Annotated in this window: 13 protein-coding genes; 10 read left to right on the top strand and 3 right to left on the bottom strand. The window is 71.8% G+C overall.

From position 1 onward, the window contains the following. The first annotated feature begins 72 nt into the window (after positions 1-72). Genes ACFV6I_RS12855 through ACFV6I_RS12865 form a run of 3 tightly spaced genes read left to right on the top strand, consistent with a single transcriptional unit; the run spans position 73 to position 3231 of the window. Positions 73-1083: an ABC transporter permease gene (locus tag ACFV6I_RS12855; RefSeq protein WP_363372006.1), complete on the top strand. Its 1011-nt coding sequence runs from the start codon at positions 73-75 to the stop codon at positions 1081-1083. Further along, entirely contained in the window at positions 1080-2150 is a 1071-nt protein-coding gene (locus tag ACFV6I_RS12860) for an ABC transporter ATP-binding protein (protein WP_063347741.1), read from the top strand. Before ACFV6I_RS12855 ends, ACFV6I_RS12860 begins: the two co-directional genes overlap by 4 nt. A gap of 34 nt (positions 2151-2184) precedes the next feature. After that, positions 2185-3231: an ABC transporter ATP-binding protein gene (locus ACFV6I_RS12865; protein ID WP_380425000.1), complete on the top strand. Its 1047-nt coding sequence runs from the start codon at positions 2185-2187 to the stop codon at positions 3229-3231. A gap of 145 nt (positions 3232-3376) precedes the next feature. On the opposite strand, the gene ACFV6I_RS12870 is transcribed toward ACFV6I_RS12865, so the two are convergent. After that, positions 3377-4648, bottom strand: coding sequence for an MFS transporter (locus ACFV6I_RS12870; protein ID WP_380425002.1), 1272 nt, complete (start codon positions 4646-4648; stop codon positions 3377-3379). Continuing rightward, on the bottom strand, positions 4645-5850 hold the full coding sequence (locus tag ACFV6I_RS12875) for a cytochrome P450 (protein ID WP_063347739.1): 1206 nt from the start codon (positions 5848-5850) through the stop codon (positions 4645-4647). Before ACFV6I_RS12875 ends, ACFV6I_RS12870 begins: the two co-directional genes overlap by 4 nt. A gap of 601 nt (positions 5851-6451) precedes the next feature. Here ACFV6I_RS12875 and ACFV6I_RS12880 point away from each other — a divergent pair. Continuing rightward, positions 6452-7111, top strand: a complete 660-nt coding sequence (locus tag ACFV6I_RS12880) for a trimeric intracellular cation channel family protein (protein ID WP_063347738.1) — start codon at positions 6452-6454, stop codon at positions 7109-7111. Here ACFV6I_RS12880 and ACFV6I_RS12885 read toward each other — a convergent pair. Then, positions 7017-7805, bottom strand: coding sequence for an IclR family transcriptional regulator (locus tag ACFV6I_RS12885; RefSeq protein WP_380425004.1), 789 nt, complete (start codon positions 7803-7805; stop codon positions 7017-7019). The two genes, ACFV6I_RS12880 and ACFV6I_RS12885, sit on opposite strands and share 95 nt — an antisense overlap. A gap of 258 nt (positions 7806-8063) precedes the next feature. On the opposite strand from ACFV6I_RS12885, the gene ACFV6I_RS12890 reads away from it, so the two are divergent. The 6 genes from ACFV6I_RS12890 to ligA are packed head-to-tail and all read left to right on the top strand — an operon-like array spanning position 8064 to position 15071. Further along, positions 8064-9245, top strand: coding sequence for a cysteine desulfurase family protein (locus tag ACFV6I_RS12890; protein WP_380425007.1), 1182 nt, complete (start codon positions 8064-8066; stop codon positions 9243-9245). Positions 9246-9296: 51 nt separating this feature from the next. Then, positions 9297-10433 carry a tRNA 2-thiouridine(34) synthase MnmA gene (gene mnmA / locus ACFV6I_RS12895; protein ID WP_380425009.1) on the top strand — a complete coding sequence of 379 codons (1137 nt, stop codon included), beginning with the start codon at positions 9297-9299 and terminating at the stop codon, positions 10431-10433. Positions 10434-10480: 47 nt separating this feature from the next. Continuing rightward, positions 10481-11005 carry a TIGR00730 family Rossman fold protein gene (locus ACFV6I_RS12900; protein ID WP_363372017.1) on the top strand — a complete coding sequence of 175 codons (525 nt, stop codon included), beginning with the start codon at positions 10481-10483 and terminating at the stop codon, positions 11003-11005. Positions 11006-11018: 13 nt separating this feature from the next. Then, a complete protein-coding gene (locus ACFV6I_RS12905) occupies positions 11019-11708 on the top strand; it encodes an SDR family oxidoreductase (protein ID WP_363372020.1) in 690 nt (229 codons plus the stop codon). 35 nt (positions 11709-11743) lie between these two features. Continuing rightward, positions 11744-12754, top strand: a complete 1011-nt coding sequence (locus ACFV6I_RS12910; protein ID WP_244293362.1) for a methionine synthase — start codon at positions 11744-11746, stop codon at positions 12752-12754. A gap of 22 nt (positions 12755-12776) precedes the next feature. Further along, a complete protein-coding gene (ligA, locus tag ACFV6I_RS12915; RefSeq protein ID WP_380377639.1) occupies positions 12777-15071 on the top strand; it encodes an NAD-dependent DNA ligase LigA in 2295 nt (764 codons plus the stop codon). Positions 15072-15090 lie beyond the last annotated feature (19 nt).

A 15090-nucleotide genomic window follows, 5' to 3' on the forward strand; every position in this document is an offset into this window, starting at 1 on the left:
TGCGCGGGCGGGCCCCCCCGGCGCCCGCCCGACGCCCCCGCGGGGGCGGGGGGCCGCCGGAGCCGCCCAACTGTGTTTGCCTACATCATCCGCAGGATCTTCGCGGCCGTCGTGCTGCTGCTGGTGGTCAGTGCGGTCACCTTCGCGATCTTCTTCCTGCTCCCGCGCATCGCCGGCGAGACCACCGACCAACTGGCCACGCAGTACGTCGGGAAGAACCCCTCCCCCGAGGCGATCGCCGCGGTCAAGAAGAACCTCGGGTTCGACCAGCCGCTGTACACCCAGTACTGGAACTTCCTCAAGGGCCTGGTCAGCGGCGCCGAGTACAAGTTCGGCCCGGACCCGGTCACCTGCCACGTACCGTGCTTCGGCTACTCCTTCAAGAACCACCTGGAGGTCTGGCCCGAGCTGATCAAGCGCGTCCCGATCACCCTCTCGCTCGCCGTCGGCGCGGCCGTGCTCTGGCTGGTCTCGGGCGTCGCCACCGGCGTCGTCTCCGCGCTCAAGCCGCGCTCGGTCTTCGACCGGATCGCCATGGGCATCTCCCTCGCCGGCGTCTCGCTGCCGGTCTTCTTCACCGGCGCGCTGCTGCTCACGCTGTTCAGCTACGAGTGGCCGATCCTGGACAACCTCCAGTACGTCGACTTCGCCGACGACCCGCTGATGTGGGCCCGCAACCTGATCCTCCCGTGGATCTCGCTGGCCTTCCTCTACTCCGCGCTCTACGCCCGGCTCACCCGCGCCGGAATGCTGGAGACCATGAGCGAGGACTACATCCGCACCGCCCGGGCCAAGGGCCTGGTCGAGCGCAAGGTCGTCGCCCGGCACGGACTGCGCGCCGCGCTGACACCCGTCATCACCATCTTCGGCATGGACCTCGGCCTGCTCCTCGGCGGCGCCCTCATCACCGAGCAGGTCTTCTCGCTCCAGGGCGTCGGCGCCTTCGCCGTCCAGGCGATCGCCGACAACGACCTGCCCAAGATCCTCGGCGTCACCCTGCTCGCCGCCTTCTTCATCGTCGCCTGCAACCTCGTGGTCGACCTCCTGTACGCACTCGTCGACCCCCGGGTGAGGCTCTCGTGACCGAGCTCCAGAAGACCGAGGCGGTCGCCGCCCAGGCCCCGTCCGGCGACCCCTTCCTCTCCGTCCGCGACCTGCGGATCCACTTCGACACCGACGACGGCCTGGTCCGCTCGGTGGACGGGGTCAGCTTCGACCTGCACAAGGGCCGCACCCTCGGCATCGTCGGCGAGTCCGGCTCCGGCAAGTCCGTCACCTCGCTCGGCATCATGGGCCTGCACCGCACCAAGCGGGCCCGGATCACCGGCGAGATCCGGCTGGACGGCGAGGACCTGATCGCGGCCGGCCCCGAACGGGTGCGCCAACTGCGCGGCCGCGAGATGGCGATGATCTTCCAGGACCCGCTGACCGCGATGCACCCCTACTACACCGTCGGCGCGCAGATCGTCGAGGCGTACCGGGTGCACCACCCCCAGGCGTCCAAGAAGCAGGCCCGGGCCCGCGCGGTCGAGATGCTCGACCGGGTCGGCATCCCGCAGCCCGACCGCCGGGTGGACGACTACCCGCACCAGTTCTCCGGCGGCATGCGCCAGCGCGCCATGATCGCCATGGCGCTGGTCAACGACCCCTCGCTGCTGATCGCCGACGAGCCCACCACCGCCCTGGACGTCACCGTCCAGGCGCAGATCCTGGACCTCATCCGCGACCTCCAGGACGAGTTCGGCTCGGCCGTCATCATCATCACCCACGACCTCGGGGTGGTCGCCGAACTGGCCGACGACATCCTGGTCATGTACGGCGGCAAGTGCATCGAGCGCGGCCCCGCCGAGACCCTCTTCGACGCGCCCGAACACCCCTACACCTGGGGCCTGCTGGGCTCCATGCCGCGCCTGGACCGCGAGCTCCAGGACCGCCTCGTCCCGGTCAAGGGCACCCCGCCCAGCCTGATCAACGTGCCGTCCGGCTGCGCCTTCCACCCGCGCTGCCCGTACGCCGACCGGACCGGCGGGCGCTCCACGAGCGAGCTCCCGGTGCTGGCCGAAGCCTCGCCCGGCCACTACGCGGCCTGCCACCTCCCGGCCGCCGAACGGCACCGCATCTTCGCCGAAGAGATCGCGCCCCGGCTGTGAGCCCGGCCTCGTACCACCTTTCTGGAGAGAACCGATGACGGACACTCAGGCGGCAACGGCCCCCGCGCCCGCGCCCGCCCCCGACCGCGAGCCGCTGCTCCGGGTGACCGGCCTGACCCGGCACTTCCCGATCCGCGGCGGACTGCTGCGCCGCCAGACCGGCGCGGTGCGGGCCGTCGACGGCATCGACTTCACCGTCAACGCCGGTGAGACGCTCGGGGTCGTCGGCGAGTCCGGCTGCGGCAAGTCGACGATGGGCCGACTGGTCACCCGGCTCGACGAACCGACCGGCGGGAAGGTCGAGTTCGAGGGCACCGACATCACCCACCTGGGCGTCGGCGCGATGCGGCCGCTGCGCCGCGACATCCAGATGATCTTCCAGGACCCGTACTCCTCGCTCAACCCGCGGCACACCGTCGGCACCATCGTCGGCGCGCCGTTCCGGCTGCAGAAGGTGGAGCCCGAGGGCGGCACCAAGAAGGCCGTCCAGGAACTGCTGGAACTGTGCGGGCTCAGCCCCGAGCACTACAACCGCTACCCGCACGAGTTCTCCGGCGGCCAGCGCCAGCGCATCGGCATCGCCCGGGCGCTCGCCCTCCGGCCGAAGATGATCATCGCGGACGAGCCGGTCTCCGCCCTGGACGTCTCCATCCAGGCCCAGGTGGTCAACCTGCTGGACGACCTCCAGCGCGAACTCGGCCTGACCTACCTGATCATCGCGCACGACCTCTCGGTGGTCCGGCACGTCTCTGACCGGGTCGCGGTGATGTACCTCGGCAAGATCGTCGAGATCGCCGACCGCGACTCCCTCTACGCGAGCCCGCTGCACCCGTACACCAACGCGCTGATGTCCGCGGTGCCGGTGCCCGACCCGCGCCGGCGCCAGCGGGCCGGCCGCGAGCGGATCCTGCTCAAGGGCGACGTCCCCTCGCCGATCAACCCGCCCAGCGGCTGCCGCTTCCGCACCCGCTGCTGGAAGGCCCAGGACGTCTGCGCCGCCCAGGAGCCGCCGCTGGCCGCGCTGAAGACCGGGCACGAGGTGGCGTGCCACTTCCCCGAGCTGGGCGAGGGGAACGGCTAGGGCGTGTTTCAGGACGCGCTGGTACTGGCCGGCGCCGCGTTCGTCACAGCGAAGCGATGCGCCGCACCGAACGGCCTCTCGGTCGTTCGGTGCGGCGCATCGTGGTGTCAGGGCTTACAACCCGGTTGGGGCGGAACCATGCTGGTCATGAGTCAGGGGCAGGGCCCTTGTCGGCGGGCAGCCGGGTCGCCGCGGGCATCGCGAGCCCGGCCGCGAGGAAGACGGCCGCCAGCGCCACCCACCCGTACTGACCGGCCCCGACGACCGCGACCAGGGCGACGGGCGCGGCCACGTTGGCGGCTCCACGGCCGATGGCCAGGACGCCCTGGTACTGGCCGGTGGCGTGCTCGGGCGCGAGCTGGAAGCTGAGCCCCCATTCGCCGGAGACCTGGTACATCTCGCCCCACGTGTGGGCGATCATCCCCAGGCCGAGGACGGCGGTCGCGACCAGGGTGTTCCCCCAGCCGGCGGCGCCGTACAGCAGGCAGGCGCAGCCGAGGAAGAATCCGCCGAGGCGGGAGATCCGCCCCCACAGGCCCGGGGTGGTGTCGTTGCCCTTGGAGCTCACCTGGACCTGGAAGACCACCACCAGGATCGTGTTCAGGACGATCAGGGCGCTGAACAGCCAGGCGGGCGCCTTGGTGTGGGTGACCAGCCACAGCGGAATGGCGATCTCCATGAGGGCGCCGTTCAGCGACAGCACGGCGTTCAGCCCGGTGAACCGCAGGTACCGGAGGTCCTTGAGCGCGGCCCCCAGCGGCTGCTTCTCGCTGTGCGCGGGAGGCGGATGCCGCACGGGCATCCGGTTCAGCACGAGGGCCGACCCCGCGTAGGCCAGCGCCGCGACGACCACCATCGCCTCGTACGCGGCCCGGGTGTCCAGGTACAGGGCCAGGCCGGCGGCTCCCGCACCGAGTGAGATCCCGATGTTGCTCACGACCTGCTGGTGTGCGCGTGCGGTCACCCGCTCCTCGGCCGAGGCGATCAGGGAGACCAGGGCGGGCAGGACCGTGCGGCAGCCCCGCTGCACGACGCCCACCGCGCATGCCGTGGCGGCGAACGGCCAGAAGGAGCCGACGACCAGGTAGCACAGCACCGCCGGCCCCGCGGCGACGGTGAGGACGAGCAGGACCCGCCGCGGCCCGATGCGGTCGGAGAGGTGTCCGATCGGCAGGGCCGCCAGCAGGCCGGCCAGGCTGGCAACCGTGAGCCCGATGCCCACGTCCACCATCCGCAGACCCACCACGCGGGTGAAGAACAGCACGCTGACGGTGGCGAACAGCCCGTCCCCGAGGGTGGTCAGGAACGTGGACAGCGTCAGTCCGCGCACCGGCCCGGCCGGCGGGACCGCCCTGGCGAGGGCCAGCCGGGCAGCGCTCGTCCGGGTCGGGCGAGCCGTCGTATCCGTTTTCGTCACGTGGCGGCAGCCGCCTGGAAGGTGACCGGCAGCGTCGCCAGGTAGCGCATGGTCGCGGTGCGCTGGCGCAGCGGCTCCCCGGCCATCCGCAGGCGTGTGGGGCGCCGCAGAATGGCCTTGATCAGCGCCTGCAGCGTGACCTGGGTGAACAGGTTCCCGACGCAGGTGTGCGGGCCCCGGCCGAATGCCATGTGCTGATTCGGTGTCCGGTCCAGAATGATTTCGTCGGGGCTGGTGAATTTTTCGGGATCGCGGTTTGCGGCGCCGAAAAGCACCACGACGACGTCTCCGCGCTTGAGCTGGACGGATCCGATGGTGACGGGCTCGGTGACGATGCGGCTGGTTCCCTGAACCGAGGCGTCATAGCGCATGAGTTCGTCGAAACCGCTCGACAGCAGTGCCGGGTCGCGCATCGCCTCGAATTTGTCGGGGTTCTCCAGCAGGGCCAGCATGGCATTTCCGGCACCGGCGACGATCGAGCTGTAGCCGGACTGGAAGACGACCCGCACCGTGTTCCGGACAAAGGCGTCGGCGACATCCACCTCGGCGCGGTTGCCGGCGACATGGGCCAGCAGGCCGGGGCGCGGATTGGTGGTGAACCAGGACTCGACCATTTCGCTCAGTCGGCCGCGCGCCTCGATGCCGAGTTTCCTGAGTTCCGCACCGGTCTCGATTCCGTCCCCGCCGGTCTCGGGCGCCAATCCGGCGTCCATGCTCCGCACGATGGCATCCGATATCGCGGCGAAGGTCCTGACGTCCGGCTGCTCGATGCCCATGAGCTCCGAGATGGTCGCCAGGGCGAGCGGCTCGACGACCTCCGACATGAGGTCGAACTCCGCCCTGCCCTCCAGTCCGTCGAGCAGCGACCCGACGAGAGCCTCGCCCTGCTCGCCGACGGCCTCCAGGTCCTGGGCGCGCAGGGCGTTCATGAAGAGGCTGCGGAGCGGGCCGTGGTCCGGCGGGTCGAGGGTCTGCAGGCTCAGCCACGGTTCGGAGACCGACTCGCCGGCCCGCCGCCAGTCCGTCGCGAACACCGCGGGGTCCTGCAGCACCATCTGGCAGTCGCGGTACCGGGTCAGCACCCAGCTCTGCATCTTCTCGTGCCAGTGCACGGGCTCCGACGCGCGCAGCTCCGCGTAGACCGCATAGGGATCGGCGAGAGTCGAGCTGTCGAGGGGGTCATAGCGGACCGGGAGTTTCATGGACAATTCCTAGGATTCTTGAACGGCCTATGAGGCCCATGTTCTCGCTGGGCCAAGAGCGTGCGCCGGACCCGGACGTATCCGGGTCCGGCGCCAATTCTCGCCGACGATACCGGGCTCTGCCGCGGTTCGGGCAATATAATTAGTCGTTGTAACGCATGGAAATTCACCTACCCGAGCTTAATCGCCCGGCCATTGGCGCGGACTGTCGACGTTCGGACATCGGGGATGCCGGTGCAATCGGCATCAGGGATTTCAGTCGTTGTAGCGCACGGGAGTCTCCTCTCCGGTTGTTCATGTTCGAAGCCCTGGTGCTTCTCTCGATGGAAATGAAACTACCACCGCCATTCGGGTCCGTCTATGAGTTAATTCCGGGATCAATTTCCCAAACCAGCCAACCCGGGCAAAGCGTGCATCGAATTCGGGAGGGAAATGCGAATTGTATTCCCCATACCGTACGACCTGCATTATTTCGCGAATATGTCGAAATTTGGTGTTCACGTCAACTCTGCGCAGAGTGTCCGGACCGGTGGTGGTTGTCGCCCGGGCCCGCGGCCCTACACGGAGGGGGGGAGGGGTCCGAACGGGTCATAGTTGTTCGGTGACCTCGCAGATCTTCCCCTCCGACGTGCAGCAGTCGCTGGACCTCGTCGGCATCTTCGTCTTCGCCCTCTCCGGAGGGCTGCTCGCCGTCCGCAAGAACATGGACATCTTCGGCATCGCGGTGCTGGCCGAGGTCACCGCGCTCGGCGGCGGTGTGATCCGGGACCTGGTGATCGGGGCGACGCCCGTCGCGGCGTTCAGCAACCTCGGGTACTTCATCACCCCGCTGGTCGCCGCGCTGGTGGTGTTCTTCCTGCACCCCGAGGTCGAGCGGATCAACCGGGCGGTGCAGACCCTGGACGCCCTCGGCCTCGGCCTGTTCTGCGTCACCGGCACCGCCAAGGCGCACGACTACGGGCTCGGCGCGGTGTCGGCCGTCGCCCTCGGCATGGTCACCGCGGCCGGCGGCGGGGTGATCCGTGACGTGCTGGCCGGCGAGATCCCCTCGCTGCTGCGCTGGGACCGGGAGATCTACGCCGTCCCGGCCCTGGTCGGCGCCGCCCTGGTGGCGGTGCTGATCGGCGTCGACCGGCTGACCGGCGCCACCGGCACCGCCGCCGCGCTCACCGCCTTCGGGCTGCGGATGCTCGCGCTGAAGTACGGCTGGCGCGCCCCGCGGGCCTGGCGCCGCAACGGTTCTCGCACCAGCGAGGAGTAGGCGAGCCGCCGTACGCGAGCGAGATCGCCTCCGCCGTGCAGAGCAGTTCCGGCACCATCCGGGCGAGTTCGGCCGGCGGCACCTGGCTCGCCGGGGCGCTCAGCGCGCAGGCCGCGACCGTCCGGCCGCCGCTGCCCGCCACCGGCGCGGCCACGCACGTCACCGGCTCCCGGTGCTCGGCCGACTCCACCGCCCAGCCCCGCAGCCGCACCGCCGCCAGTTCGGCCGGCAACTCCTCGTCGGGGGTGCCGTCCTCGGGCAGCCCGGCCAGCAGCACCCGGCCGATCGCCGTCCCGCCGGCCGGCGCCCGCCGACCGATCCGGGACGCCCGGGCGGTGCCCGGCCCGGCCCAGCTGCCGGCCACCTCGTCCAGGTACAGCACCTCGCCGTCCTGGAGCACGGCCAGCTGGACGGTGTAGCCGCAGCGCGCGTTGAGCGCCGCCAGGTACGGCGCGGCGACCTGCCGGACGTCGATCTCCTCCAGCGCCCGGTGGGCCAGGGAGAGTACCCGGCCGCCGAGGCGGTAGCGCAGATCGGGCTGGCGCTGCGCGAAGCCGTGCTCCTCCAGGGTGCGCAGCAGCCGCAGCGCGGTGGACTTGTGCACCCCGATGCTGGTCGCGGCCTGCTCCAGGGTGACCGGCCCGTCGCCGAGCGACCCGAGCAGGGTCAGGGCGCGGTCGACCGACTGCGACATGGCGCACCGCTCCTGTCCACGCCGATGGGAAGTGAGAGTGGGACGTGATCCCGGGCCGTGCCCGCGGGCCGGGCCGGGGCCCGTCCGCGGGAAGCGTCCGTCAGGCTAACCGCTCGGCCGCGCGACGGGTCAAACGGGTGCCGGACACCGGTGTCCGGTGGGCGCGTGGTCCGGGTAACGTCCGGGAGTCGTCCGGTGGCCGGATCGGTGCGCACACCGGGACGGGGCCCGGGAAGCGCCCTCTACAATCGGATGGTTATGCCATACCTGGACCATGCGGCGACCACGCCGATGCTGCCCGAGGCGATCGCCGCGATGTCGGCGCACCTGGGGGTGGTCGGCAACGCCTCGTCCCTGCACGCGGCCGGCCGCCGGGCCCGCCGGGTGGTCGAGGAGGCCCGCGAGTCGCTGGCCGACTCGCTGGGCGCCCGCCCGAGCGAGATCGTGCTCACCGGCGGGGGCACCGAGTCCGACAACCTCGCCGTCAAGGGCCTGTACTGGGCCCGCCGGGGCGCCGACCCGGCCCGCACCCGGGTGCTGTGCAGCCCGGTCGAGCACCACGCGGTGCTGGACGCGGTGCACTGGCTCTCCGAGCACGAGGGCGCCGACGTCGAGTACCTGCCGGTCGACCCGCTCGGCCGGGTGCACCCGCAGGCGCTGCGCGAGGCGATCGAGCGGGACCCGTACTCGGTCGCGCTGGTCACCGTGATGTGGGCCAACAACGAGGTCGGCACCGTCCAGCCGGTGCGCGAACTCGCCGCCGTCGCGGCCGAGTACGGCATCCCGATGCACGCCGACGCGGTGCAGGCGCTCGGGCAGGTCCCGGTCTCCTTCGCCGGGTCGGGGCTCACCGCGCTCACCGTCACCGGGCACAAGATCGGCGGCCCGTTCGGCATCGGCGCGCTGCTGCTCTCGCGCGGCGCCGCGCCCGTCCCGCTGCTGCACGGCGGCGGCCAGGAGCGCGACGTCCGCTCCGGCACCCTGGACGCGCCCGCCGCCGCCGGCTTCGCCACCGCCGCGGCCCTCGCGGTCGAGCGCCAGCCGGAGCACGCGGTCGTGCTCGGCGCGCTGCGCGACGAGCTGATCGCCGCCGTGCTGGCCGCCGTCCCCGCCGCGGTGCTCAACGGCGACCCGGCCGCCGAGGGGCGGCTGCCCGCCAACGCGCACTTCTCCTTCCCCGGCTGCGAGGGCGACGCGCTGCTGATGCTGCTCGACGCCCAGGGCATCGAGTGCTCCACCGGCTCGGCCTGCTCGGCCGGGGTGCCGCAGCCCAGCCACGTGCTGCTCGCGATGGGCGTCGACCCGGCGCTGGCCCGGGCCTCGCTGCGGTTCTCGCTCGGGCACACCTCGGTGCGCGAGGACGTGACGGCGCTGGTCGCGGCCATCGCCCCGGCCGTCCAGCGGGCCCGCAACGCGGGTCTGGCGGCGGTGCGGCGGTAGTTCCTCCGGGCGGTCGGGCATGTACGGCGGCCCCGTACTCTTGTAGTCACCATGACTGACTTCCCGGGTGCCCCGACCGCTCCGTCCACCGGCCGTCTGCGCGTGCTCGCGGCGATGTCCGGCGGCGTCGACTCCGCCGTCGCCGCCGCCCGTGCCGCCGAGGCGGGGCACGAGGTGACGGGCGTCCACCTGGCGCTGTCCGCCAACCCGCAGTCCTTCCGCACCGGGGCCCGCGGCTGCTGCACCATCGAGGACTCCCGGGACGCGTGGCGCGCGGCCGACGTGATCGGCATCCCGTTCTACGTCTGGGACCTCGCCGAGCGCTTCCGCGAGGACGTCATCGACGACTTCGTCGCCGAGTACGCGGCCGGCCGCACCCCCAATCCCTGCCTGCGCTGCAACGAGAAGATCAAGTTCGCCGCGCTGCTCGACAAGGCGATCGCGCTCGGCTTCGACGCGGTCTGCACCGGCCACTACGCCCGGATCATCGACCTGCCGTCCGGGGAGCGCCAGCTGCACCGCGCCGTCGACGCCGCCAAGGACCAGTCCTACGTGCTCGGTGTGCTGGACGCGGACCAGCTCGCCCACTCCCTCTTCCCGCTCGGCGACACCACCAAGGACGCCATCCGCGAGGAGGCCGAGCGCCGCGGCCTGGCCGTCGCCAAGAAGCCGGACAGCCACGACATCTGCTTCATCGCCGACGGCGACACCCAGGGCTTCCTGGCCAAGCACCTCGGCACCGCCACCGGCGACATCCTCGACGCCGACGGCACCAAGCTCGGCGAGCACGACGGCGCGTACGGCTTCACCATCGGCCAGCGCAAGGGCCTGCGGATCGGCCGGCCCGCCGCGGACGGCAAGCCCCGCTACGTCCTCGACATCTCGCCGGTCGACAACACCGTGACCGTCGGCCCGCTGGAGGGCCTGGACGTCACCGGGCTCACCGCGATCCGGCCGCGCTGGTGCGGCACCGAGCCGCTCGCCGACGGCCGGTACACCGCCCAACTGCGCGCCCACGGCGAGGAGGTGCCGGTGAGCGCGTCGGTCGTGGACGGCGAGCTGCGGGTGCAGTTGGACACCCCCGTCCGCGGCATCGCCCCCGGCCAGGCCGTCGTCCTGTACGACGGCACCCGCGTCGTCGGCTCCGCCACCATCGCCGCCACCGAGCGCCCGGCCGTCCGCGCCTGAAACCGGGGTGAGCGAGGCCCGGCCCGCGTGATAGACCAGGTAGCACTATGAATATCTGCGTCTTCTGCTCCGCGTACTCGCTCGACGACCGCTACTCCGCTCCCGCCGCCGAGTTCGCGCGGCTCCTCGGCGAGGGCGGGCACACCCTGGTGTGGGGCGGCTCGAACGCCGGGCTGATGGGGCTGCTGGCCGATGAGGTGAAGGCGGCGGGCGGCAGGCTGGTCGGGGTGCTCGTCGAGATGCTGAGGCACAAGGGGTACGTCGGTGCCGACGAGTTGGTGATGACCGAGGACCTCGCCGAGCGGAAGGCGGAGCTGGCCGCCCGGGCCGACGCGATCGTCGTGCTGGTCGGTGGGCTGGGCACCCTCGACGAGGTGACCGAGGTGCTGGAGCTCAAGAAGCACGGCATGTTCGACAAGCCGGTGATCGTCCTGGACACCGAGGGCTTCTACGCGGGCCTGCGCATGCAGATGGAGCGGATGGACACCGAGGGCTTCCTGCCGCGCCCGCTCGCCGAGCTGATCAGCTTCGCCGACACCCCGGCTCAGGTGTTTGAGCAGCTCAAGGCCTGATTAGATCAGCACCATGGCTGCACATCTGATCACCGGCGCCGGCTCCGGCATCGGCGCCGTCCTGGCCGAGCGTCTCGCCGAGCGCGGCGACGACCTCTGGCTGTTCGCCCGCGACGCCCGCCGCGCCGCCGAACTGCGCGAGCGCTTCCCCGGGGCGCAGACCCTGGTCGGCGACCTCGGCGACCCGGCCAAGCTCTCCTGGGCCCTCGGCCACCAGGCGCTGCCCGTCGAGCTCGACTCCCTCCTGCACGTCGCGGGCATGGTCGAGCTGGGTGCGGTCGGCGAGCTGCCGGTCAAGGCCTGGCAGAGCACCCTGGCCGTCAACCTGGTCGCCCCCGCCGAGCTGACCCGGCTCCTGCTGCCCTCGCTGCGCCTGGTCAAGGGGCACGTGGTGTTCGTCAACTCCGGTGCGGGCCTGAGCGCCTCCGCCGAGTGGTCGGCCTACGCGGCGAGCAAGCACGGCCTCAAGGCGCTCGCCGACGCGCTGCGCCAGGAGGAGCACGCGAACGGCGTCCGGGTCACCTCGGTCTACCCGGGCCGCACCGCCACCGCGATGCAGGCCAAGGTGCACCAGCAGGAGGGCAAGGCCTACGACGAGGACCGCTTCATCGCCCCGGAGTCGGTGGTGAAGGCGATCCTCGCCGCCCTGGACGCCTCCCGCGACGCGGAGCTCACCGACATCACCGTCCGCCCCGGGCGCTGACCTCGCCGGGGCGGCGGCGCACTAGGCTCGGGCGGGTGAGCACCGGAGACACCTTCCCCGACCTGCGCGGCGCCGCCACCGGCGTCGGTTCGCTGCCCGGCACCGACGCGCGGGAGGCCGCCAAGACCTCCACCGGCGCGCTGGAGCAGCTGCCGTTCCTGCCCGAACTCCCCGCCCGCGGGCCGGGCGCCGACATGATCGGCCGCGGCGCCGGCCTGCTGGTCGAGCTGTTCGCACAGACCGAACCGTCCGGCTGGCGGTTCGCCGACCGCCCCGGCCGGGACACCCGGCGCGCGCACTCCTGGCTGGGCGAGGACCTGGACGCGCTGGAGGAGTTCACCCAGGGCTACCAGGGCGCGCTCAAACTCCAGGCCGTGGGCCCGTGGACGCTGGCGGCGAGCATCGAGCTCAGGCACGGCGAGAAGGCGCTCTCCGACCACGGCGCCTGCCGGGACATCGCCGGCTCGCTCACCGAAGGCCTGCGCCGCCACCTGGCGGACGTCCGCCGGCGGGTGCCCGGCGCGCAGCTGGTCCTCCAGCTCGACGAGCCCTCGCTGCCCGCGGTGCTGGCCGGTTCGGTGAAGACCGCCAGCGGCTTCCAGCGGTTGCGCTCGGTGGACCGGCAGGTCGCCGAGGAGGTGCTGCGCGAGACGATCCGCGGCCTGGACGTGCCGGTCGTGGTGCACTGCTGCGCCCCGCAGGTCCCGCTCCCGCTGCTGCGCCGGGCCGGGGTGGCCGGGGTCTCCCTCGACTTCTCCCTCCTCACCGAGCGGGAGGACGACGACCTCGGCGAGGCGGTCGAGGCGGGCACGGCGATCCTCGCTGGTGTCGTGCCCTCCACTGACCAGGAGGTGTCCGACCCGGCCGGTAGTGTCCAGGGTGTCAGGACCTTGTGGCGCAGGCTCGGGTTCGCCCCGGAGCTGCTGGGCCGCCGCGTGCTGGTGACGCCGACCTGCGGGCTGGCCGGGGCGTCCCCGGCGTACGCGCGCAAGGCGCTGTCGCTTGCGGCGCGGGCGGCGCAGAGCCTGGTGGACAACCCGGAATGAGAACGTAGGAGGGCTTGCGGTGGTGGCTGTCGAGGGCTGGGAGGACGTCCCTGCGGAGGTGCGCAGGCGGCACGCCGAGCTGGTCGTGGAGATCACCGAGCACCGCGCCCGGTACTACGTGCAGGACGCCCCGGTCGTCAGCGACGCCGAGTTCGACGTCCTGATGCGCGAGCTGGAGGCGGTCGAGGCCGCGCACCCGGCCCTGGTGACGCCGGACTCGCCGACGCAGGAGGTCGGCGGCGACGTCGCGGAGGGCTTCACCAAGGTCGAGCACCGCGAGCGGCTGCTCAGCCTCGACAACGCCATGGACGACGAGGAGCTGGCGGCCTGGGCGGACCGGGTCGCCCGCGAGCTGGACGGCATCGACTACCACTACCTGTGCGAGCTCAAGGTGGACGGCCTGGCCGTCAACCTCACCTACGAGCGCGGCCAGTTGGTCCTGGCCGCGACCCGGGGCACCGGCCGGGTCGGCGAGGACATCACCGCCAACGTCCGCACCATCAAGGAGATCCCGCAGCAGCTCACCGGCGACGACCTGCCCGAGCTGGTCGAGATCCGCGGCGAGGTCTACCTGCCCACCGAGGCCTTCGAGGAACTGAACGCCTCGCTGGCGGCGGAGAACGAGCGCCGCCGGGCGGAGAACGAGGAGCGCGCCAAGGAGGGCAGGCGTCCGCAGGCGCTGCTCCACCTGTTCGCCAACCCGCGCAACGCCGCCGCCGGTTCGCTGCGCCAGAAGGACCCGCTGGTCACCGCGTCCCGTCCGCTGCACATGGTGGTGCACGGCATCGGCGCCCGGGTCGGCTTCGACATCGACTGCCAGTCGCACGCCTACGACCTGCTGCGCGCGTGGGGCCTGCCGACGGCCCGGCACAACAAGGTGGTCGGGACGCTCGACGAGGTGCGGGCGTTCATCGGGCACTTCGGCGAGCAGCGGCACTCGGTCGAGCACGAGATCGACGGCGTCGTGGTCAAGGTGGACGAGATCGCCCTGCAAGGGCGGCTCGGTTCCACCTCCAAGTCGCCGCGCTGGGCGATCGCCTGGAAGTACCCGCCGGAGGAGGTCACCGGCAGGCTGGCCGCGATCAAGGTCGGCATCGGCCGCACCGGCCGGGCCACCCCGTACGCGGTGCTGGCCGAGCCGGTGAAGGTGGCCGGCTCGATGGTGCAGTACGCGACGCTGCACAACCAGCAGGTCGTCAAGGCCAAGGGCGTGCTGCTCGGCGACACCATCGTGCTGCGCAAGGCCGGCGACGTCATCCCGGAGATCCTCGGCCCGGTGGAGAGCCTGCGGGACGGCACCGAGCAGGAGTTCGTGATGCCCTCGCACTGCCACGAGTGCGGGGCCGAGCTGCGCCCGATGTCCGAGGGGGACATCGATCTGCGCTGCCCCAACGCGCAGTTCTGCCCGGCGCAGATCCGCGAGCGGATCGCCTTCCTGGGCGGCCGTTCCTCGCTGGACATCGAGGGCCTGGGCTATGTCGCGGCGACCGCGCTGACCCAGCCGCTGGAGCCGGCCGAGGCGCCGGTGCGGGACGAGGGCGACATCTTCGGCCTGACGATGGAGCAGTTGCTGCCGATCGAGGTGCTGGTCCGCGACCAGAAGACGGGCATGCCCAAGCTGGACGACCGCACCGGCAAGGAGAAGAAGGCCACCTTCTTCGCGAACCAGAAGGGCGAGCCCAAGAAGACGGCGGGCGTGCTGCTGGAGAATCTGGAGAGGGTGAAGGAACGTCCGCTGTGGCGGTTCCTCAACGGCCTCTCGATTCGGCACGTCGGGCCGGTCGCGGCGCAGGAGCTGGCGCGGGAGTTCCGGGACCTCGACCGGATCTTCTCGGCCACCGAGGAGGACCTGGCCGCCGTCGAGGGGGTCGGGCCGATCATCGCCCGTTCCGTCGTCGAGTGGTACCAGGAGGAGTGGCACCGGGGGATCCTGGAGAAGTGGCGCGCGGCCGGCGTCCGCTTCACCGAGGAGCCCGCCGACGAGGAGGAGGCGGAGCGCCCGCTGGAGGGCCTGACCGTCGTGGTCACCGGCACCCTGGCCGGGCACACCCGGGACGGGGCCAAGGAGGCGCTGACCTCGCGCGGCGCGAAGGTGACCGGTTCGGTATCGAAGAAGACAGATTTTGTCGTGGCCGGTGACAACCCAGGGTCCAAGTACGACAAGGCCGTTCAGCTCGGGCTGCCGGTCCTGGACGACGCCGGCTTCGCCGTGCTGCTCGCCGACGGAGCGGCCGCGGCCCGCGCCCACCTCGGCCTGCCCGAGGTCGGGAAGGCCCCCGCCGAGGCCGCCCCGGAGGCCGACCCGAGCGGAGCGTGACCGAACCCGTCTTGTTATC

Source organism: Kitasatospora sp. NPDC059803 (assembly GCF_042732255.1).
Taxonomy (GTDB): Bacteria; Actinomycetota; Actinomycetes; order Streptomycetales; family Streptomycetaceae; genus Kitasatospora.

Excerpts from the sequence above, each read along its gene's own strand:
- ACFV6I_RS12865 (WP_380425000.1), top strand. The coding sequence starts at position 2,185 with ATGACGGACACTCAGGCGGCAACGGCCCCCGCGCCCGCGCCCGCCCCC.
- ACFV6I_RS12875 (WP_063347739.1), bottom strand. The coding sequence starts at position 5,850 with ATGAAACTCCCGGTCCGCTATGACCCCCTCGACAGCTCGACTCTCGCC.
- ACFV6I_RS12885 (WP_380425004.1), bottom strand. The coding sequence starts at position 7,805 with ATGTCGCAGTCGGTCGACCGCGCCCTGACCCTGCTCGGGTCGCTCGGC.
- ACFV6I_RS12890 (WP_380425007.1), top strand. The coding sequence starts at position 8,064 with ATGCCATACCTGGACCATGCGGCGACCACGCCGATGCTGCCCGAGGCG.
- mnmA (WP_380425009.1), top strand. The coding sequence starts at position 9,297 with ATGACTGACTTCCCGGGTGCCCCGACCGCTCCGTCCACCGGCCGTCTG.
- ACFV6I_RS12900 (WP_363372017.1), top strand. The coding sequence starts at position 10,481 with ATGAATATCTGCGTCTTCTGCTCCGCGTACTCGCTCGACGACCGCTAC.
- ACFV6I_RS12905 (WP_363372020.1), top strand. The coding sequence starts at position 11,019 with ATGGCTGCACATCTGATCACCGGCGCCGGCTCCGGCATCGGCGCCGTC.